Origin of the sequence: Roseibium sp., from assembly GCF_965216085.1 — a bacterium.
Classification (GTDB): domain Bacteria; phylum Pseudomonadota; class Alphaproteobacteria; order Rhizobiales; family Stappiaceae; genus Roseibium.
Map to the genome: position 1 here is coordinate 3,528,831 of NZ_OZ244138.1, position 19,959 is coordinate 3,548,789.

Annotated in this window: 19 protein-coding genes; 8 read left to right on the top strand and 11 right to left on the bottom strand. The window is 54.3% G+C overall.

The window, feature by feature from the left end; translation table 11 throughout:
• Nucleotides 1-8 precede the first annotated feature (8 nt).
• Genes ACOOFE_RS16565 through glyA form a run of 4 tightly spaced genes read right to left on the bottom strand, consistent with a single transcriptional unit; the run spans nt 9 to nt 3,567 of the window.
• Complete coding sequence (locus ACOOFE_RS16565; RefSeq protein ID WP_420411072.1) at nt 9-620, bottom strand: riboflavin synthase; 612 nt, start codon at nt 618-620, stop codon at nt 9-11.
• Between the two features lies 1 nt (nt 621).
• On the bottom strand, nt 622-1,749 hold the full coding sequence (gene ribD / locus ACOOFE_RS16570) for a bifunctional diaminohydroxyphosphoribosylaminopyrimidine deaminase/5-amino-6-(5-phosphoribosylamino)uracil reductase RibD (RefSeq protein ID WP_420411073.1): 1,128 nt from the start codon (nt 1,747-1,749) through the stop codon (nt 622-624).
• A 14-nt stretch (nt 1,750-1,763) separates the two neighbouring features.
• Nucleotides 1,764-2,240 carry a transcriptional regulator NrdR gene (gene nrdR / locus ACOOFE_RS16575; protein WP_141187322.1) on the bottom strand — a complete coding sequence of 159 codons (477 nt, stop codon included), beginning with the start codon at nt 2,238-2,240 and terminating at the stop codon, nt 1,764-1,766.
• A 25-nt stretch (nt 2,241-2,265) separates the two neighbouring features.
• On the bottom strand, nt 2,266-3,567 hold the full coding sequence (gene glyA, locus ACOOFE_RS16580) for a serine hydroxymethyltransferase (RefSeq protein WP_420415597.1): 1,302 nt from the start codon (nt 3,565-3,567) through the stop codon (nt 2,266-2,268).
• A gap of 385 nt (nt 3,568-3,952) precedes the next feature.
• On the opposite strand from glyA, the gene ACOOFE_RS16585 reads away from it, so the two are divergent.
• The 4 genes from ACOOFE_RS16585 to ACOOFE_RS16600 are packed head-to-tail and all read left to right on the top strand — an operon-like array spanning nt 3,953 to nt 7,341.
• Nucleotides 3,953-5,539, top strand: coding sequence for a PP2C family protein-serine/threonine phosphatase (locus ACOOFE_RS16585; RefSeq protein ID WP_420411074.1), 1,587 nt, complete (start codon nt 3,953-3,955; stop codon nt 5,537-5,539).
• Nucleotides 5,540-5,548: 9 nt separating this feature from the next.
• Complete coding sequence (locus tag ACOOFE_RS16590; RefSeq protein ID WP_420411075.1) at nt 5,549-6,100, top strand: SiaB family protein kinase; 552 nt, start codon at nt 5,549-5,551, stop codon at nt 6,098-6,100.
• A 15-nt stretch (nt 6,101-6,115) separates the two neighbouring features.
• Complete coding sequence (locus ACOOFE_RS16595; RefSeq protein ID WP_420411076.1) at nt 6,116-6,514, top strand: DUF1987 domain-containing protein; 399 nt, start codon at nt 6,116-6,118, stop codon at nt 6,512-6,514.
• Nucleotides 6,511-7,341, top strand: coding sequence for a GGDEF domain-containing protein (locus ACOOFE_RS16600; RefSeq protein WP_420411077.1), 831 nt, complete (start codon nt 6,511-6,513; stop codon nt 7,339-7,341). Before ACOOFE_RS16595 ends, ACOOFE_RS16600 begins: the two co-directional genes overlap by 4 nt.
• 35 nt (nt 7,342-7,376) lie before the next feature.
• On the opposite strand, the gene ACOOFE_RS16605 is transcribed toward ACOOFE_RS16600, so the two are convergent.
• Entirely contained in the window at nt 7,377-7,604 is a 228-nt protein-coding gene (locus ACOOFE_RS16605; RefSeq protein ID WP_420411078.1) for a DUF6898 family protein, read from the bottom strand.
• Nucleotides 7,605-7,737: 133 nt separating this feature from the next.
• Nucleotides 7,738-8,946 (bottom strand): L,D-transpeptidase family protein, encoded by a 1,209-nt coding sequence (locus ACOOFE_RS16610; protein WP_420415598.1) that lies wholly within the window; start codon nt 8,944-8,946, stop codon nt 7,738-7,740.
• Nucleotides 8,947-9,526: 580 nt separating this feature from the next.
• On the opposite strand from ACOOFE_RS16610, the gene ACOOFE_RS16615 reads away from it, so the two are divergent.
• Complete coding sequence (locus ACOOFE_RS16615) at nt 9,527-11,197, top strand: pentapeptide repeat-containing protein (protein WP_420411079.1); 1,671 nt, start codon at nt 9,527-9,529, stop codon at nt 11,195-11,197.
• 109 nt (nt 11,198-11,306) lie between these two features.
• On the opposite strand, the gene ldtR is transcribed toward ACOOFE_RS16615, so the two are convergent.
• The 5 genes from ldtR to ACOOFE_RS16640 form a co-directional block, all read right to left on the bottom strand.
• Nucleotides 11,307-11,822 carry a transcriptional regulator LdtR gene (gene ldtR, locus ACOOFE_RS16620; RefSeq protein ID WP_141187329.1) on the bottom strand — a complete coding sequence of 172 codons (516 nt, stop codon included), beginning with the start codon at nt 11,820-11,822 and terminating at the stop codon, nt 11,307-11,309.
• A gap of 154 nt (nt 11,823-11,976) precedes the next feature.
• Complete coding sequence (gene mmsB, locus ACOOFE_RS16625) at nt 11,977-12,870, bottom strand: 3-hydroxyisobutyrate dehydrogenase (RefSeq protein ID WP_420411080.1); 894 nt, start codon at nt 12,868-12,870, stop codon at nt 11,977-11,979.
• A gap of 111 nt (nt 12,871-12,981) precedes the next feature.
• Nucleotides 12,982-13,407, bottom strand: coding sequence for a DUF6163 family protein (locus ACOOFE_RS16630; RefSeq protein ID WP_420411081.1), 426 nt, complete (start codon nt 13,405-13,407; stop codon nt 12,982-12,984).
• Between the two features lie 16 nt (nt 13,408-13,423).
• Nucleotides 13,424-14,455 (bottom strand): enoyl-CoA hydratase/isomerase family protein, encoded by a 1,032-nt coding sequence (locus ACOOFE_RS16635; protein WP_420411082.1) that lies wholly within the window; start codon nt 14,453-14,455, stop codon nt 13,424-13,426.
• Nucleotides 14,456-14,642: 187 nt separating this feature from the next.
• Nucleotides 14,643-15,782 carry an isobutyryl-CoA dehydrogenase gene (locus ACOOFE_RS16640; protein WP_420411083.1) on the bottom strand — a complete coding sequence of 380 codons (1,140 nt, stop codon included), beginning with the start codon at nt 15,780-15,782 and terminating at the stop codon, nt 14,643-14,645.
• Nucleotides 15,783-16,050: 268 nt separating this feature from the next.
• On the opposite strand from ACOOFE_RS16640, the gene hemB reads away from it, so the two are divergent.
• From hemB to ACOOFE_RS16655, 3 genes are all read left to right on the top strand, one after another.
• Nucleotides 16,051-17,046, top strand: coding sequence for a porphobilinogen synthase (hemB, locus tag ACOOFE_RS16645; RefSeq protein ID WP_420415599.1), 996 nt, complete (start codon nt 16,051-16,053; stop codon nt 17,044-17,046).
• A gap of 383 nt (nt 17,047-17,429) precedes the next feature.
• On the top strand, nt 17,430-17,948 hold the full coding sequence (locus tag ACOOFE_RS16650) for an RDD family protein (RefSeq protein WP_420411084.1): 519 nt from the start codon (nt 17,430-17,432) through the stop codon (nt 17,946-17,948).
• A 157-nt stretch (nt 17,949-18,105) separates the two neighbouring features.
• The gene (locus tag ACOOFE_RS16655) at nt 18,106-19,944 is read left to right on the top strand and encodes an SLC13 family permease (RefSeq protein ID WP_420411085.1); all 1,839 of its coding nucleotides are present in this window, start codon (nt 18,106-18,108) and stop codon (nt 19,942-19,944) included.
• Nucleotides 19,945-19,959: the final 15 nt, after the last annotated feature.

Here is a 19,959-nt window from a genome sequence, read left to right on the forward strand (position 1 = left end):
GACGTCCCCTACCCGGTCTTGGTGAATTCCGCAAGACGTGCCGCGTAACGGGCCATCATATCCACTTCGAGATTGATCTGGTCGCCAACCTTGCGATCCGACCAGTTGGTCACTTCAAGTGTGTGCGGGATCAGAAAGACGGAAAACAGAAGGCCCTCGACTTCGTTCACTGTCAGCGATGCCCCATTCAGGGCAACAGAGCCTTTTTTGGCAATGAACGGGGCTGCCTCTTCTGGTGCCCGGAACTGGAAATAGACAGAATCCGGGTGGTCTTCGCGTTTTGTGATTTCAGCGAGGCCATCAACATGCCCCAGCACAAGGTGGCCGCCAAGTTCCGCGCCCATGGTCAAGGAGCGCTCCAAGTTGATGTCTTGACCGGCAGCCCAGTCCGCTACATTGGTCAAGGCCAGCGTTTCTGAGGCCGATTCCACTTCAAACCAATTGCCATCGGCGCTGTTTTCTTTAGCTGTAACCGTGTGGCAAACACCATCGCAGGCAATTGACGCGCCGATGTCGAAACTGTCCGTGTCGTAGACGGTCCTAATCCGGGTGCGCTTTCCTGCCGGAATATCGTCGCACTTAATGATTTGGCCAAGGTCGGTCACAATACCGGTGAACATGTCAGGCTCCACGCCGTCTGAGGTAGGTGTATCGATCGGGACCAAAATGTCCGGCACCGATGCGGTCGAAATTGGGGTCGTTGAGCACTTTTGCAAGATCCAGATCGTGCAGAGCCGGTATGCCGCCTGCGCCAATCTCGATATCGCCGGTTACGACACACAGGTCATCGATCAGCCCAGCGTTTAGGAATGACGAAGCCAGCCGCGCGCCCCCTTCGACCATCACGCGGGTGATGCCGCGTGTCGCAAGTGCGCTTAAGATCACACTGGGATCAATCCCGGTGTCTGCCGCCGGAACCCGGATAATGTTGACGCCAGCGGCGGACAAAGCATCGATCCGCTCACCATCAGCGTCATTGCTGCAAATCAGCCAGACCGGGACATCCACACAGGTTTTGACCAGCTTTGAAGTCACAGGCAAACGGGCCTGCCGGTCTACGACAACACGAACCGGCGACCGGTGATGCAATCCCGGCAGACGGCAGGTTAGTTGCGGGTCGTCGGCTAGCGCCGTTCCGCTGCCGACGAGAATGGCATCGGATGCAGCCCGGAAGCCATGAACCATACGCATGGAGAGCGGGCCGGATATTTTAATCTGCCCCTCACCTTCCCGGCCGATAAATCCATCTTGGGAAACCGCAAGTTTCAAAAACACACTTGGGCGCTGCTTTACCTGGCGCAGGGTGAAGCCATGATAGACGGCTTTGATGGAAGCTTCCCGTCCGCCGGTCACAACTTCGATCCCGGCATCTTCAAGCATTTTGACGCCGCGGCCAGAAACCCGCGGATTGGGGTCGAGCATTCCGACAACCACCCGTTTGACACCGGCCTCAATCAAGGCCAACGAACAGGGCGGCGTACGTCCATAATGAGAACAGGGCTCCAGGGTGACATAACATGTAGCACCCTTTGCCTTATCACCGGCTTGATTGAGCGCGTTGACCTCCGCATGAGCCATGCCAGGCCGTGAGGTCACACCCCGGCCAACGAGGGCCGGCAAACCATCTTTGGTTTCGCGGACAATCAGAGCGGCAACGGAAGGGTTCGGCCACACCCGGCCAAGCCCGCGACGGGCAAGCCGTTCGGCTGCCGCCATAAACCGGTTATCAGTGTCACTAATCTTGGACATTGGCGACGCGCGGTTCAGTCTTTGTCCGCCAGCGGCGCGTCCGGATCACTCAGCTCATCCAATAGAGCTTCGAAGTCCTTGGCCTCGCGGAAATTCTTGTACACTGAGGCAAAGCGAACATAAGCAACGTCATCGACCTCCTTGAGGCCCTCCATGACGTGATTGCCAATGGTTTCTGCGGTGATTTCGCTTTCGCCGGAACTTTCCAGCTGGCGCACGATGCCGCTGACCATCCGCTCAATCCGCTCCGGATCCACCGGACGCTTGCGCACCGCGATTTGTACCGAGCGCATCAGTTTTTCCCGATCAAACGGGACACGGCGTCCAGAGCGCTTGAGCACCATTAACTCGCGCAGCTGAACCCGTTCAAAGGTGGTGTAGCGGCCGCCGCAGGTGTTGCAGATCCTGCGGCGGCGAATGGCTGTGTTGTCCTCGGTCGGGCGGGAATCCTTAACTTGGGTTTCATCACCGCCGCAAAACGGACATTTCATGTGTCAAAGCTCCTGAACGAGCCGGTTACCCCCCGTAGATCGGGAACCGTGCTGTCAGTGCTTCTACCTTGGCTTTGACCGCGGCTTCAACCGCTGCGTTGCCCTCTTCACTGTTTGCGGCCTTCAAACCATCCAACACTTCCGTGATCAGCATGCCAACTTCGCGGAATTCGGCCACACCGAAGCCGCGCGTGGTCGCTGCCGGGGTGCCGAGGCGGATACCTGAGGTTACAAACGGCTTTTCCGGGTCGAACGGAATGCCGTTCTTGTTGCAGGTGATGTTGGCCCGGCCGAGAGATTTTTCCGCAGCCTTACCAGTCGCGTTCTTCGGACGCAGATCCACAAGCATCAAGTGGTTGTCGGTGCCACCGGAAACGATATCCAATCCCTGTTCTTTCAAGGATTCGGCCAAAGCTTTGGAGTTTGCGATGACAGACTGCGCGTAGGTCTTAAATTCCGGCTGTAGAGCTTCCTTAAACGCAACAGCTTTTGCAGCAATCACATGCATCAGCGGACCGCCCTGAAGGCCCGGGAAAACCGCAGAGTTGAATTTCTTGGCCAGCGCTTCGTCGTTACACAGGATCATGCCACCGCGCGGACCGCGCAGGGATTTATGCGTCGTGGTTGTGCAGACATGTGCATGCGGGATCGGTGACGGATGCACGCCGCCGGCAACCAGGCCAGCGATGTGGGCCATATCGACCATCAGATAAGCACCGATGCTGTCAGCAATTTCGCGGAAGCGCTTCCAATCCCAGATGCGGGAATAGGCGGTGCCACCCGCCAGAATTAGTTTCGGCTTGTGCTCATTGGCCAGACGCTCAACTTCGTCCATGTCGAGCAGATGATCGTCTTCCCGTACACCGTAGGAAACAACGTTGAACCATTTGCCGGACATGTTCACCGGAGAGCCGTGTGTCAGGTGGCCACCGGAGTTCAGATCCAGACCCATAAAGGTGTCGCCCGGCTGCAGAAGCGCCAGGAACACTGCCTGGTTCATCTGGGAACCGGAGTTCGGCTGGACATTGGCGAACTGGCAGCCAAACAGTTCCTTGGCGCGCTCAATGGCCAGTGTTTCTGCCACATCAGCGAACTCGCAGCCGCCGTAGTAGCGTTTACCTGGATAGCCTTCGGCGTACTTGTTTGTGAAGATGGAGCCCTGTGCTTCCAGCACGGCACGGGACACGATGTTTTCGGACGCGATCAGCTCAATTTCGTGCTGTTGACGGCCCAGTTCCTTTTCGATTGTTCCGAAGATATCCGGATCGGCTTCAGCAAGACCACGGGTGAAGAAACCGGACTGAGCCGACTGACTGGAGGATTCCATCAAAGACATCGCACCATCCTTGTTAGTTGAGCAAAAGGTGTGGCGTCAGCATTTGCTCACATAGGAGCGGGATCGGGAGCTGTCTGCCATCTTGTGGCGTCGAAGTAACACAGGCTTTCGTGAAACCCAAGGGCAACAGCGACGCAAGCCTTCTTGAAACCGGCATCTTTAACAATCGATCGAAATTCTCCGGTCGACACAAGAATTCTATATAAAATTCACAGCAAGAAATATAATCATCGTCATTTATTACAGTAAATTCCGGAATCAAAACTCATAATTATGACACGACGTCCAGCTTTCCTTAATTTTTTCGCACAATAATTCAAGAATTCATCCTGGCATCACCTTGACAAAAACCGGGATCATACTTGGTGGTGAATTTATGAAAATTGCGAATTGGCTGGAAAACTCACGGCACCTTCCAACCATATCTTATAGTTTGGGTCTCGGCCTCATCGCATTAACGGTCACTGCCATTTGGCTGGCCGATATTGCATTTATCAAAGAACAACAACGCATAGGCGTGGAAGTGAACCTCGCCGGCCGGCAGCGCATGCTTAGCCAGCGGATCGGCATGATCGCCCAGAACATGGCACGTTTTGAAAGGGTCAATGGGGCCAACCCAAGTTTCACCCTTCTGGGATGTGCAGATCAAATGATGCGGGCACATGTAGCCCTCAAGTCCGCCAATGTGGAGCTTATCCGATCCGCGCTGTCAGAAGGTTTTAGTTGTCACGTGGGCAAACCGGCCGACGTGCCTACCGGAAAATTGTTGCCTGCACTGCAGGCCGCCTTTTTTGGTGGCAAACATCCCCTAGATCAGATGCTGGACGAATTTGTAGAAACAACGCGCCGACTGGCTCAATCCGACCCGCCGGATGAGAAAGATATTGATCAAATCGTTGTTCTGGCAAATCTGCACATGCCGGTAAAACTGAATGCTCTGACCAATACTTTTCAGCATGAAGGTGAAGAGGCGCTGCGCCGGCTTGACACCATTACAACGACCATGTGGGCGCTCACCCTGATACTCATTGCTGTTGAGATTGTCCTTATTTTCAGACCGATGGCCCGCTTAATTCAACGCAATATGAGCCGTATCAAAGAGACATTGGCGATCGCAAAACAACGTGAAACCGACCTCCACCTGGCAAACGAGCAGTTATGGGAAGGCATTACTTACGCGCGAAAGATCCAAAAAGGATTGCTGGCCGACGTCCAAGATATGCGCCATTCGGTTGCGGATGTTGCGATGCTGTGGGAACCGCTGCAGGTGGTCAGCGGCGATTTTGTCTGGTCATCAGAACAATACAACAAGGTGGTGTTCTTTGTTGCCGATTGTACCGGTCATGGGGTTCCTGGTGCGCTTTTGACAATGATCGTGTCTTCGGAACTGACAAAAATCATGGACTATGTCGACCTCGATGATCCCGAGAACCTGATGCTCTATCTGGACAAGGCGGTTCGTGCACGCCTCGGTCAGGAGACCCAGGAGGATGACAAGTTTGCAATGAGGGAATCTGACGATGGATTCGAGGCCGCCCTGGTGATCTTCGACCGCGATGACAATACGCTGACATACGTCGGCGCCGGCATCCCCTTGTTCATCCAATCATTCGACGGCATCCGGCGGATCGCGGCCGACCGCCGTCATCTCGCTTACCGATCATTGAAACGTCCGACATCCTTCACTGTTCATAAAATAGATATTGAGCCCAACGAGACGTTTTACGTCGCGACAGACGGTGCAACTGACCACATCGGCGGGAAGAATAAACGTGCATTCGGCCGCAAGCGATTGTTTGAGGTCCTTGAATCAAAGGCCTACGCTGACCTGGAAACGCAACTCGACAACCTTAAAGCTGTTTTGTCAGAATACCGCGGCGAGGAACCGGCAAGGGATGATTATACTGTCCTTGCGGTGACTCCAATATCTGCCATGCAATTGGCCGAAAAAGCGGCAGAATAGGAACAGGCGATGCTGGCGCAAGACATTTACGCATTCCGCTCAGAATTGCAGAACCGGAACACGTTTTTCGCTTATTCCGGATATTTCAGCGAGAACCTGATGCTGTCACTCGGTAATGCCGTAAAGCAGCAAATGGAGCTGCAAAACACCGAGCGTAAGGTTGCGCGCCGGGTGTTCGGTGTCTTTGTGGAACAGGTTCAAAATATCATCCGCTATTCAGATGAACAGGCTTGGCTTTCGGATGCCAAAGCGTCCCGATTGTCCAATGGTGTTGTTGCATTCGGTCATGAAAATCAGAGTTTTTTTGTCATATGCGGCAATCCAGTCCCACAGGAAGAAGCTGTAACATTGCGTGAACGTTTGGAGATGATCCGGGGCATGGATGGGGAAACTTTACGCAAACACTACAAGACAAAGCTTCGCGAAGAACCTGAAGCACAGAGCGAAGGCGGTTCAATTGGTCTGATTGAAATCGCAAGGCGAGCAACACAACCCTTGGAGTACGATTTTTACGATATGGACGACGGGCGGAAGTTCTTTGTCCTTAAAGCGTTCGTTTAAGAGGAGGCCTGAGGCATGACCATGACACCTCTTGATATCGAAGCAACTGCGAGATCTCCAGAAATTCGTCTGGATCTGGACACGGGCCGGCTATCTATGTCCGGCGAAAGCTACCCCGAAGATGCCAGCGCTTTTTTTGGACCCGTCCTGAAAGCCGTTGCCGGTTTCATTGCAGCGACACACGATCAGACTCTGACGGTGGAGATGAAACTCATCTATTTCAACTCGTCCAGCGCCAAGGCGATCATGAACTTATTCCAGTTGCTTGAGGAAGCGGCCGAAACCGGCAAGAATATTGTCATCAACTGGTATTTTGATCCAGAAGACGACATGATGGAAGAAATGGGCGAGGACTTTTCTGAAGACTTCGAACATGCCAGCTTCCACTTGAAGCCGGAGGCGAGTGCCGAATGAACCGGACCAGAAAGAATACGGAAACGGATTTTACGCTTTTCGACAACGAAGAGCGGGTGATGGAGCACGCCGAGACGATTATAGACGGACTTGAAGAGACCACCGACCTGATCAAGACACTCTCCGCGGCCTATAAGCGCGCAGTAAAGGATCAAAAACGGATGGTCCGCCTCTGTGATCGGATGCAGGAAGAACTGCGGGCCGTCAAGGAACGGCTCGAAGGGGAAGTGACAGCCCGTGCGGAGTTGGCGGAACAGTTCCGCGTTCAGGCCATTACCGACGGCATGACGCAGATATTTAACCGCAGCCACTTCCTTGAGCTATGCGACCACGAACTGAAATCCCGAGCCCGCACTGAAGAGCCGTTAAGTGTCGCGCTCCTGGATGTCGACCATTTCAAGTCGGTCAACGACACTTATGGCCATGCCGCCGGCGATGAAGTCTTGCAGACCGTCGCCCGTACATTGGAAAACAACCTGCGCCAGAGCGATGTCATTGCGCGCTGGGGCGGCGAAGAGTTCAGCATTTTAATGCCGCGCACCAGCCCGGAAAATGCTGCGGCTTTGGCCGAGCGCTTGCGAAAAGCGGTACAAGAACAGTCCTTTGATGGAAAAAAGGAGAGGTTTTCCATTACAGCAAGCTTCGGCCTAACCACTTTGGAAGGTCCAAACCTAACAACTGAGAAATCGGGAATGAGCGTTATCGACGGTTTGTTCAAATGCGCCGATGATGCTCTTTATGACGCTAAAAGCTCCGGCCGGAATAAGGTGGTCGCCTCGGAATACGTTAAGGGCGTCAAATTGGACGCGACCGAAGAACCGGCCTAACCGCAAACCGCCAACTTCAATATCAATGAGTTGGTTTAATAAAGTGTCGGATCCCGCTGCTGTTTGGCCGCATCCGCCAGCTGGTCAATTCGGCGTTTCAGTTTCCGAACAACAACCCTTTTCAAGTCTTCCTGAGACGTTGAAGCCGGACCGAATGTGGACACCTCGATCCCGGTTGCCGCGTCGATTGCCGTGACTTGCACCTGTTTTCCGACAGGCCGGAACTCCAAATAGATCTCGCCGGGTCTTGGATCACGACTCATCCGGCACACTTCCTTTCATCGATCCCTGACACCATCCCGATCGAGGTCAAACTTTACTTTCTGCCTCAATAGACACGAAACGCCGGCCTCTGCAAGACCGGCGTTTGGAAGTTCTGTCAGGTTCAATACAGCGTTATTGCAAGCTCGCCTGGGTATCGACCCCATAAATATCGTCGCGGTTGTAAATGTCATCGCGGAAGTGAACCACGCCATCGGCATTTGCCCAAGCGGTGACATAGGCCATGTAAAGCGGAATGGACCTTTTCAGCTTCACGTCTTCGCGCGCGCCACTTCGGATGACGGAATCAACTTTCGTGCGGTCCCAGTCCGGCGTGGTCGACTGAAGCAACCATGTGACCAGCTCGCGCACGTTTTGGACACGAACACAGCCGGAGGAATGGAACCGGTAGCCTTCGCCAAACAGTGTTTTGGACGGCGTATCGTGCAAGTAAACCTGGTGCTTGTTGTGGAAATTGATCCGCACAGACCCAAGGGAGTTTTCCTGCCCCGGATCCTGGGTGAACCGATAATTGGTCGCCTCTTCCGTATTCCAGTCGATCTGCTGCCAGGAAATTTCTTCGTTACCACGCCAATTAAAGATCCGGATCTTGTTCTTGGCTAGATACTCAGGATCTTCTTTCATCTTCGGGATCAAATCCTTACGGATGATGGAAACCGGCACGGTCCATGTTGGATTAAAATTCAGTTCATAGATCTTGCTGTTCAAGATCGGAGTCTGCCGGTCAATCTTACCAACAACTGCAGTATGGCGGGAACGGACTCGGCCATTTTCGACGGCTTCGATCTCAGCCGCCGGAATGTTCACCATCACATAACGGTCACCAAGGTTCCCGGACATGGCGCGGACGCGGACAAGATTGGTTTCCAACTGCCGCAAACGCACATCAGCCGGAACGTTCAAGGCCTTGACAGTGTCCTCACCCATAACTCCGTCCGGGATCAGTCCATGGCGGAGCTGGAACCGGCGCAGAGCCGCATCGACGTAGGAATCGAATGTATCGGATAGGCCAGCCTGCTGTTCCAGATCGCCGGATCCCATCAAACGGCGGCGCAGTTCAACAACTCGCGGATCTTTTTTGCCGATCCGAAGCGTTTTACCGCCCAGCGTAACAGCACCCCATCCGCCCAGCTGAACGATGTGCTGGTAGCGATTGATCGCAATCGCGATGTGATCAGCTGTTTCAGGGGACAAGGTCGGAGCAAAGGACTTCACTTCCGTGATATTGTCCGTTGCGATATCAAAGCTGTCCGCCCATTCAAGGTTCTGGCGATTGCTTTGCAGAGACTGCAGCGCAGTTTGAGCCGATGCGCTCCCTGTCATGACAACCGCCGCAGCGAGCCCTAGGGCCACAGCGCTGATTTTTCCAAGATAAGCGTTCCGCTTGAAAGCAAACTTCGTCCCGGCCGATGCGGAAAAAAGTGTCATTACCGACCCCACAGTGCTGCACATATCGCGCGCGTCCGCGCATTTTTGTCTATCAAGTTTCATCGGTCGTCGATTGATCCGGTCAATCTCCGGCTCGCGACCATCACAGGTACCGCAATATGGTTAACAAATCGGTTGATTCCTTAACTTTCCAGCGGACCAGCGCCCCAAAAGGCCATTCCTTTGTGACCACATCATGTCGAAAGGTCACGGGATTAGTCTCACCCGAATATTGCGGAGTGTTTTAGCTGTCCAACCAAATATCCGTGAGCAGGTATCAGCAGAGTATTGACCAACCTCGATTGGCACCTCCGATTCAATCTTCGCACTTTGAAAATTCCTTTTGTTGTTCGGCCTGCTTTAGACATGACCGAGCTCCAAAAGCCTGGAAAATCACATCAGATCTAGGCAATACTCATCGGTAGTTTCTTTTTCTGAATTCCGCATTCTCATAGTCACTTAGTGGAGAACGTTTATGGACGACAGTCTCAATAAGGAGAGCAGTGTCGAACTTGAAACAGAACGGCTCACACATAAAACCTATTCATTAAGTTTCGGCGTGTTGTTTTTTCTTTTCGGAACGCTGGCAGGCTTTTTTCTAGCCTTCTCTGGTTTTGACCTTTTCGAAATCTATTTCGCTCACGTGTTCGCCGGATTTGTTGTTCTCCTCTCGCTCATCACGTTTGGCGGAATTGCTTTGTATCTTTTCCGAGGTAAGCTGATGGCAGGTTTGTTCGGCGTCGCGGAATCTCGGTTGGACATGTTTGCCGAACCTTTATCACGCGTCACTCAGAAGGCGATTGATAGGGATCCGGACGGAGCAACAAGCGCAGCCAGAGAACTGGTTCAGCTAGCTCTCGCGCGATACAGTTGGGTTACAGCAAGGCGCTGGATTATTGCGTCCTTGACTGGACTGATTGCCTCCCTCGCGGCGCTTGCCGGTACTGCGCTTCTCTTCAAACAAAATGAACTGATAGCCAGCCAGAACGTCCGGATAGACGAACAATCGGCATTACTGATACAGCAGGTCGAACTTGCTGAAGCAGCACGTAACGCTGAAATCGCTGTCGAAATCACACGAATTGCCGAATTGCTCGGTGAAGTGATGGATGAGGTTGCCGGCAAATCTGGCGTTTCCACTGGTGACCCTTCAGTTGATAAAATCCCGGTTATCGATCCTGCGAAAGATCTTGCACAAAGCCTAGTTATGCGGGTTGTCGCTGCTTCCCATGCCTCTAAACCTTACCGGTATTTGGAAGGAGGGATTAGTTCTGGAAATCCGCAACTCGCTGTAAAGGATGCAATGGACCGACGGCGTGTGGATCTGCCGAAGACATTTTCAAAAATGGCCCGGCTGGGAAATTGGCAAGACACGCCCAAAACGCGAACGCTTGTTTCAAGAAACTACAGTCCTGAACGCGGTCAGCTGCTTGATACCCTGGTTCGCTCGGGAATTCGCTCTTATGAATTTTTGAATTACTTCGGCCTAGATCTTTCGCATGCCGCACTCAGGGACTTCTCTTTTGGTCCACTCTCATTTCAAAATGGCAAATTGTCGTATGCCGACCTCACCAGAGGCCATTTCAGCGAGGTGGATTTTCAGGGAGCAAATCTTGAAAACGCAATCCTTCGCGAAGCGCGCATAGAAGCGGCACGGTTTTCATCACTGACCCCGAAGGCAGCGCTTCCGCCCGTAGTTTCCAACAGTGAAAACATTACAACACGATTGACCGGTATTGATTTAAGCGATGCATTTTTAAAGCTTGTCTGGTTTGACAATGCGCGGTTGACCGCAGCGAACTTCAACAGAGCAACTCTTCTAGGAGCAGATTTCAGCGGCGCGGAGTTAAGCGCCGCGACCTTTGAAAACGCAGTGCTGGCGCATGCGAATTTCACTGGAGCATTTCTCGCATCTGCCGACTTTGACGGTGCATTTGTTTTTGCAGGAGATTTCTTGGATCAATTGGAACAGAACGCCTACCCCGGGAGTTTCAAACGCAGTCGCTATGTTCAAGAACCCGCTATAATCGACCAAGTCATGGAAACCTTTTCCACCTTCTCCCAGCTCGAGGTTAGCGACCTGGAGGCTTTGATTGGTACGAACAAAACTTGGCGGATAAAACGGATAGAGCCATTTGAACAGTAGTTTCGGCTTCCGGTTTTCAATAGCTCTCAGTTAATTGAATGAGGTTGTCATAAAACAAAAGCACCGCCACAAGGGCGGTGCTTTGTCATCTGGATACGCCGCGAATTACTTAGAGGCGATAAAGAATCTGATCGGTCCAGAACCGTTCCAGACGGCGGAGCGACTTATTCAGCGCTACGAAGTCCTGCGGTCCGATTTCACCAACCTGTTCAACAGACAGCATGTGGCGCTCATAAAGATCATTGACGATCTTTGCCACTTCCTGGCCCTTGTCAGTCAGGCTCACACGGACGGACCGGCGGTCCATGCGCGAGCGCTGGTGGTGAATATAACCGGTTTCGACCAGTTTCTTCAGGTTATAGGACACGTTTGAACCGAGATAGTAGCCGCGGGTGCGAAGCTCGCCGGCGGTCAGCTCGGCATCGCCAATGTTGAACAGCAACAGTGCCTGCACACTGTTGACGTCCGACCGGCCCATGCGGTCAAACTCATCCTTGATTACGTCCAGCAAACGCCGGTGCAAACGCTCTACGAGCGTTAAGGCTTCTAGGTAGAGCGGCTTGATCGCCACTTCTTCCTCTTCACCCTGTGCCACAGCATCGACTGCCCTACTTGCGGTGATCATGTGATTGCGCCTCTTAATTGTACCTGTCAATCGGCGGATATTTTCCCGCCTTGTCAGATAATCTAACGGACTGATTCTAAAATCCGCTTAAGAGACACGCTGAATCATCAGTTAACTTTTGACCCGCTTTTTAGGTGCCTGATTCAGATTTTGTTTATGATGATCCGCGCAGGAACTTCACAATGGCAGAGAAATCCTGGGCATCGCCACCGGAATTGCAGAACAGCGAATAGAGCGCAGCCGACTCGGCTCCAAGCGGTGTCGCCGCGCCGGACGAGTTAGCTGCTTCCTGAGCCAGTTTCAAATCCTTCAACATCATGCCGGCAGCAAAGCCCGGCTGGTAATCGCGGTTGGCCGGAGACGCCGGCAGCGGCCCAGGCACAGGACAATAAGATGTCAGCGCCCAACACTGACCGGAAGCGGCGGAAGAAATGTCGAACAGTTTTTGCGCATCAAGGCCAAGGCGCTCAGCAAGCACAAAAGCTTCGGACACACCGATCATGGTAATGCCGAGGATCATGTTGTTGCAGATCTTCGCGGCCTGGCCGTTCCCTGCTCCGCCTGCATGAACAATGGTCTTGCCCATAATGTCCAGATAGGGCTTTGCGGCTTCAAAGGCGCTGTCTTCACCCCCGACCATAAAGGTCAATGTCCCGCCAGCTGCTCCGGCAACACCACCGGAAACCGGCGCATCGACCATCGGCATGGATTTTTCGGCAGCTGCAGCACTGACTACGCGGGCACTGTCGACGTCGATTGTGGAGGAATCAATGAGCAAGGTGCCGGCTTTTGCGGTCTCCAAGATACCGCCCTCGCCCATATAGACTTCCCGCACATGTTTGCCTGCCGGCAGCATGGTCACGACAACATCAACCTGAGCCGCCATCTCTGACACGCTGGAAACTGCCTCGCCGCCTTCAGCCACGAGCGCATCCATTGCTGCCTTGGACATATCAAACCCAAGGACCCTGTGTCCGGCCTTCGCCAGATTGATGGCCATCGGACCACCCATATTGCCCAGACCGATAAAGCCGACAGTGGTTGACATTGTTTCCTCCAAAGAATGGTTTTAAGCGCGTTTTCAGTTACATATGCGGATCTGCTGAACAGGCTGGCCAAGAACTTCAAAAGTTGAGTCAAATATCCTTGTCACAACCCATCATTTCGATGCGGCGTTGATCCTGTTTTCGCGGGTCATCAGATAGGTCAGCCCCACATAGATCAATATGGTCAAAAGGTAGAAGGCGATTTCATAAGGACGGCGGCCATAAAGATCGGAAAACACCGTGTGCATCACGATCTGACAAAAGCAGCGGAACAGCCACATGACCGTTCCCCAGGACACCGTCAGCCAAAGCCCGATGGCCGCGACAAGGTCCAAGACGCCAAAGAAAACAACAGCCCCTTGAATGGCAATCGGCATGTCCCAAAACCACATGCCTCGCCATTCAACAATCCCGACGATCCGCGCCCAATAGATCACACCGCCGCCCATCAGGAGCAGGCCCATCGCCCGCAAGTACCAGATCAGCACCGTACTCCAAGGCGGGCGGGCGTAAAAAAGATCTTGAAAGCTGGTGATCATATCCGGTCCACTGTGGTTACAGCGGCAGGTCTCCGCCTGCCGGTTCCCGGAAATACGATGCCAGGTCGTCCATGTCTACGTGTGTGAGCTCTGACGGCGACCATTTCGGCGATTGATCCTTGTCGACCAGAAGCGCGCGCACGCCTTCAAAGAAGTCTTCGCCTTTGAGGATCTGAGAAACGATCCGGTACTCCAGCTTCATACAGTCGTTGAAACTTGAGTTTGCGCCGCGCTGCATTTGTTCAAAGGCAATCATGACACTTGTCGGGGATTTCTGGCGGATCGTCTCGGCCGCCTTGATGGCAAAATCCTCGCCGCACCCGTCCAAGCGCTCCAGAATGGCTGCAACGCTGTCTTCTGAAAAACAAGTCTCGATCAGATCGGCCTGTTGCATCAGTGTTCCCGGTTCCACATCCACCAAGAAGGGTTTTAGAGCTGCATCGGCATCATCGGAGCTTACTAGAGCCTCTTCGATGGCCGCCAGATCCGCTTCTTTCACTGTGTGTGTCAGAACGCCGGTGGCCAATGCGTCGCCCTGTTTCAAACGGCCGGCGGATAGAGCACAATAAACACCCGTCTTTTTCGGCATGCGCGGTAGGAAATAGGTACCGCCAACATCGGGGAAAAAACCGATCCCGGTTTCCGGCATGGCAAACATGGTCTTTTCTGTACCAACCCGGTGGCTGCCATGAACGGAAACGCCGACGCCACCACCCATGACGATGCCGTCGATCAGCGCGATATAGGGTTTCGGATAGGCCTTGATCTGCGCGTTCAGAAGATACTCGTCTTTGAAGAACGCCCCGAGACCATCCATCTGGCCGGCCATTTTGGATTCGTAGATGCCGACAATGTCGCCGCCCGCACAGAACGCCTTGCCGCCTTCGCCGGTTATCACGACATGCGCAATTTCTGGATCCTCGGCCCACCGTGTCAACTGATCTACAAGGGCCGTGACCATTCCATGTGTCAGCGCATTGAGCGCCTTTGGCCGGTTGAGGGTTACGAAACCGGCCTTGCCGCGTTTTTCAAACAGAATGTCGCTCACTGCAGATCCTCAAAGGGTCGGTAACATGTCGAGTTATATGTATTGTGCGGTTCCTACAGCCCTTCCCCCTGGAGGAGAAGGGCAGTGTTTTTCAGGTGAGAGCGTTTTTCTTTTACGAACATCCGCTCACCGTCCCCCTTTCTTTACACAAAAGAGGGCAGCGCTGATTGTTTCAGCACGCTTGTGGTCAGTCTTTTAAAAGATGCCGCGAGATGATCAGGCGCATGACCTCGTTGGTGCCTTCCAGGATCTGGTGCACCCGAACATCGCGCAAGAAGCGCTCGATCGGATAGTCCCGCAAATAGCCATAACCGCCGTGAAGCTGAAGCGCGTCATTGACCACTTTGAAACCAGTATCAGTGGCAAGGCGCTTGGCCATGGCGGCGAATTTCGGCGCTTCCGGGGTTTTGGCATCGACTTCGGTCGCAGCTTTGTAAAGCAGTAGACGGGCCGCTTCCAATTCGGTCGCCATGTCTGCCAGGCGGAACTGTAGGGCCTGGAACGCGGTCAGCGGTTTGCCGAACTGCTTGCGCTCGCGCATATAAGCGATCGCCTGATCCAGGCATTCCTGTGCCGGACCAATGGAACAAGCACCAATGTTGAGACGGCCGCCGTCAAGCGCTGCCATAGCAATCTTGAAGCCCTGGCCTTCGACGCCGATGAGGTTCGACTTTGGCACCCGGCAATCCTGGAAGTTCACCTGTGCCGTCGGTTGGCTTTTCCAGCCGAGCTTCACTTCATTGGCGCCGAAACTCAGTCCTGGAGTTCCTTTCTCGACCAACAGGCAAGAGATGCCGCCCGGTCCCTCGTCACCAGTACGGACCATGACCGCATAGAGATCGCTAACGCCGCCGCCCGAAATGAACGCTTTGGAGCCGTTCAGGATGTAATGATCGCCGTCGTCTTTCGCTGTCGTGCGCAGAGCCGCCGCATCCGAGCCGGACCCCGGTTCGGTCAGACAGTAACTGGTGAGCAGCTCCATGGTGCAGAGTTTCGGCAGAAACTTCTGGCGCAGCTCTTCATTGCCGTAGGTGTCGATGATCCAGGACACCATATTGTGGATCGACAGGTAAGCGGCTGTTGCCGTGCAGCCCTTGGACAGCTCTTCAAAAATGAGCGCTGCGTCCAGACGGGTCAGGGCAGACCCACCGACATCATCCCGCACATAAATCCCGGCCAGCCCGAGTTCAGCAGCCTTGCGCATGACCGGAATCGGGAAATAACTGTCTTCATCCCATTGCGCAGCATGCGGCGCCAGTTCGTCCCGCGCAAAGCTTGCTGCCATGTCGCGGATTGCGCGCCGGTCTTCGTTCAATTGAAAGTCCACGATGTCCTCCCAGGAACTTGCGGGGCCGATTCTGGCCGCGCCGCTAACATTTGATCTGTGGCGCGCATAAAAACATATTTGACGCAAACGTCAAACAATCTATTTTTCTTTTTTATTTTCAGTTATTTTACAGAATGTTGGACGTCAGAAATCTGCGTGATAATGTGGCACGCATGTCCGGCGGACATTCAATCTGATGTTTCTCACATTCAAACAGGCCCGTTTCATGCCGTCCCACCGCTCCCTTCCGACCATCACGTCCGATCACATGGATACGCTGCTTGCCGGCACCCGTATGCGCCGCAACCGGCAGACCGATTGGTCCCGGCGCCTGATCCGGGAAAACACCCTGACGGTCGATGATCTGATCTGGCCGATTTTTGTGGTTGACGGCGAAAATGTCCGCCAGGCGGTGCCCTCTATGCCGGGCGTGGAACGTCTGTCTGTTGATGAAGCGGTGCGCGACGCCAATTTGGCGGCCGAACTCGGCATCCCGGCGATTGCCATTTTCCCGTACACCGATCCGGATCTCCGCGATGACAGCGGGTCGGAAGCGCTGAACCCGGAGAACCTGACTTGTCAGGCTTGCCGGGCAATCAAGAAAGAAGGGCTCAACCTCGGCCTGATGACCGATGTCGCGCTCGATCCCTACACCAGCCACGGCCATGACGGCTTGATGGAAGGTGAGAGTATCTTGAACGATGAGACGGTCGACCAGCTATGCCGCCAGGCGCTCAACCAGGCCGAAGCCGGGACTGATGTGATTGCCCCGTCAGACATGATGGACGGCCGGATCGGCGCCATTCGTCAGGCGCTGGATTCACAGGATTTCCGCGGCACGCAGATCATGGCCTATTCGGCCAAATACGCCTCTGCCTTCTATGGCCCGTTCCGCGATGCTGTTGGGTCTTCAGGCACCTTGAAAGGCGACAAGCGCACCTATCAGATGGATCCAGCCAACACGGACGAAGCGCTGCGGGAAGCCGAGCTGGACATTACCGAAGGCGCGGACATGATCATGGTGAAACCCGGCATGCCGTATCTCGACATCGTCCGGCGTCTGAAAGACGAATTCCACGTGCCAACTTACGCCTATCAAGTGTCCGGCGAATTCGCGATGATCAAGGCGGCCAGCGCCAACGGCTGGCTGGACGAAGACCGCACCATGCTGGAAAGCCTTCTGGCGTTCAAACGCGCCGGGGCCGACGGCATTCTGACCTATTTTGCGCCAACTGTTGCGAAAATGCTGACTGGAAAGGACTAACAATTATGATGTTCGCAGCCCCGGCCTCCGCGCCGGGGCCGATACGGGCCGACACAGGCATTTGCTCTTTTGAGATCCCAAATCAAGTCCGTGGTGGCAGTCCAACATTACAGCAAAGCCCCTCCCCTCACGCGGTCATCCTCGGGCTTGATCCGAGGATCCATTCCGTTCCGTTTCCAAACAGCACGGCCTTGTTTGCGGCACGGTCACGGCATGGATTACCCGGTCAAGCCGGGTAATGACGAAGGTGAATGTGGCAGAGGCCTTGCCATTCCCTTAGTGGCATCAAAGCAATAAGTTGACTGTTTAGATGTCAAAGACAAACATTTGCGTTTCTGCCGTCTCCACCCCATATCAAACTCATCACGATTTGGAGAGCCGTAATGTCTGCTGACACAGCATCAAGTTATTCTTCCAGGCAGGATGCGTTTGACCCGCTCTTGCAGCCGGAGCTGTTTGAAGGCGTGCGCAGCCGGCGGATCTTTGCGTTTTTCATTGATGCGTTCGTGATAGCACTTCTGACCATGGGGGCGGCGGTGCTCGTCTTTATCCTCGGTATTTTCACGCTTGGTCTTGGTTTTATCCTCTACGCCATTCTGCCCGCCGGAGTTGCCCTGCTTTATGCGGCGTTCACCCTTGGCGGCCCAGCTGCTGCGACGATCGGCATGCGCGCCATGGGATTGGAGATGCGGCTGTGGTACGGTTCCAAGCCCTACCCGCTCTTAGCTGCAGTGCACTTGTTGCTTTTCTGGTTTTCGATTTCGCTGCTGACACCGTTCGTGTTGCTGGTCTCGCTATTCTCCGACCGCAAACGCCTGCTCCATGACCTGATCCTTGGAACAGTCGTCATCAATTCTGAATACCATCGGGTCTATGTCCGCGATCATCCGACAGGTGGCTGAAGTCCGCAGACGCTGAAAAATTGATCTTCTTTCAACGCATTGCGTAAAAAATCAGCGGCAAAATCAATGTGAAATGGAAAGGATGGCTCTTCCATAGACGCAGTCGGCTGGTCTAAACTGCCCTAGAGTTTTGGGCAGATTGGTTCTAGGCGGGTGAATGCACTCTATTGATATTGCGATGGTGCTGACCTTTGTGGTCATCGCCGCCACCGTCGTTCTTTATGCGCTAGAGCGGTATCCGATCGAAACGGTTGCCCTCGGCTCCGTCTCCGCCTTCATTGTCTTGTTCACGGTGATCCCGGTTACTCAGAGCGATGGCTCTATAGTGACAACGTCTGATTTCCTGACCGGCTTTGCCAATCCGGCGCTGATCACGGTCATCTGCTTGCTGATCATTGGACAAGGACTGTTTCAAACCGACGCGTTGGAAGGCCCGGCCAAGGCCATCGTCAAATGGACCCGCGGCAAGTCCCAATGGGCGGTCATTCCGATTCTTCTGGTTGTTGCCGTCCTAAGCGCGTTTTTGAACAATACGCCTGTGGTGGTGATGTTCCTGCCGATCCTGACTGCAGTCGCAGCGTCCGCCGGCCAGTCATCGTCGCAGGTTCTAATGCCCCTGTCGTTCATTGCCATTCTCGGCGGCATGACCACCTTGATCGGATCGTCCACCAACCTTCTGGTTGCCAATTACGCGGCACAGGTCTCGGATCTGAAACTGACCTTCTTCAGCTTTACACCTATTGGTTTAATGGTGGCAGGTGCGGGCGCCCTTTATGTGCTTTTCGTCATGCCGCATCTGATGCGCGCGCGACAAACCATGGCCGAAGAGTTTCAGGCGACCTCGGGCAAACAGTTTATCGCGCAGATCGAAATCACCTATGGCCATCCTTTGGTCGGCATGGAAGCTGTTTCGGGCATGTTCCCGAAACTCAAGGATATGACGGTACGGCTGGTTCAGCGTGGCCAGCAACCGCTGCTGCCCCCTTTTGAAAATGTTATCCTTGGGCCGGGTGACACGGTTATCGTGGCGGCCACTCGAAACGCACTTGCGAATGCGCTGGCCAGCCGGCAACCGCTCATGGAAACGGAAACCGCTGACGGCAACACGCCCGCCCGTGATGTTCCTGCGACACAGGCCGGTTCCGTCAGCTTGGCAGAAGTGGTCGTTGCCCCAGCCTCCCGCCTCATGGGCCGGACCCTGCCTCAGTCCGGATTTTACACAGATACCGGCTGCCTGGTGATGGGCATTCAGCGGCGCAGCCGCATGCCGCGCATGGCCATGAACGACATTCGCCTGGAAGCGGGCGATGTACTTCTGGTTGCCGCATCTGAGGACGAAATCGCGCGCCTGCGCGGCAACCGTGATGTTTTGCTGCTCGACTGGTCGACGGCGGAAGTGCCCCGCCGCCGTTATGCCCCCCGCGCATTGGCGATTTTCGGCGTTGTTGTTGCGCTCGCAGCCTCCGGCATGGTGCCGATTGTTTCGGCCGCCGTCGGCGGCACCTTTGCGATGATCGCCTCTGGCTGCCTCAATATCCGTCAAGCCATGCGTGCCATCGACAGCCGGATCTTCATGCTGGTCGGCGCCTCGCTTGCCGGTGCGGTCGCGCTGGAAGCCACCGGCGGTGCCTCCGCCATCGCCACCACGCTGGCCAGTCTTTTGGAGGGCAGCCCTCCAGCGGTGGTTCTTTCAGCCCTGTTCTTCATTGTGATGGTTCTGACCAATTTTTTGTCCAACAACGCTGCCGCTGTTTTGTTCACACCGATTGCGATCAACCTTGCAGAACAGATCGGCCAAAGGCCGGAAGCCTTTGTCGTCTGCTTGATCATCGCGGCAAATACATCCTTTGCGACCCCGGTTGGCTACCAAACCAACCTGATTGTGATGGGTCCAGGACATTACCGTTTTGCTGACTTTCTGCGGGCTGGTGTCCCGTTGGCGCTTGTTTTATGGTTGACCTTCTCTTTAATCGCCCCATGGTATTATGGGCTGTGAGACAAGGTTCGGGCC